The organism is Aeromicrobium sp. PFPM2_SD2 (assembly GCF_057364525.1).
Genome location: NZ_JBNFNZ010000778.1, coordinates 1 through 616 on the forward strand (window position 1 = coordinate 1; position 616 = coordinate 616).

General features: G+C 74.4%; 1 protein-coding gene and 1 pseudogene. One reads left to right on the forward strand and one right to left on the reverse strand.

All coding sequences use genetic code 11. From position 1 onward, the window contains the following. The coding region (locus tag AC2W7G_RS18045; protein WP_485869643.1) for a LysR family transcriptional regulator at window positions 1-294 on the reverse strand (294 nt) is incomplete at its 3' end. 106 nt (window positions 295-400) lie between these two features. On the opposite strand from AC2W7G_RS18045, the pseudogene AC2W7G_RS18050 reads away from it, so the two are divergent. Further along, window positions 401-616: pseudogene (locus AC2W7G_RS18050) on the forward strand (aspartate/glutamate racemase); the annotation flags it as partial.

The window sequence follows — 616 nt, forward strand, 5'->3', positions numbered from 1 at the left end:
AGCGGCGACGGCGTCCGCGTGACGCAGCAGCGCGCGTCCGGCCTCGGTGATCTCGATGCCCCGGCCCTGACGGACGGCCAGCGGCACGCCCAGCGTGCGCTCGAGCGACGCGACGTGCTGGCTCACCGCCGCCTGCGTCCCAGCCGAGCGCCTTCGCGGCCCCGGTGAGCGACCCGGCGCGACCGACCTCGCCGAACACCAGCAGGGAGCGCGGGTCGATCGCGCGGTCGGGGGCCGACGCGAGCGCGTCGACGGGGACGTCGGGGCCCTGGGGCATCGGCTCAGCCTCTCCACACCGAAGTGCCACTAGGGCCTCGGCAAAGAACTCCCTCATTGTGCCGCAGTGAGGGCCGCCGTGACGATGGAGCGCGACCACGACACGACGACGGAGGACGGACGGATGCGCACCATCGGGATGCTGGGCGGCATGAGCTGGGAGTCGACGGCCGAGTACTACCGGATCGCCAACGAGCTGGCCCGTGAACGGCTCGGCGGGGTGCACTCGGCCCGGGTCGTGCTCGACTCGCTCGACTTCGCCGACGTCGAGACCCTCCAGGCCGCGGGCCCGGTGGGCCGAGGCCGGCGACCTGCTGGCGACCGCGCCCGCCGCGTCGTG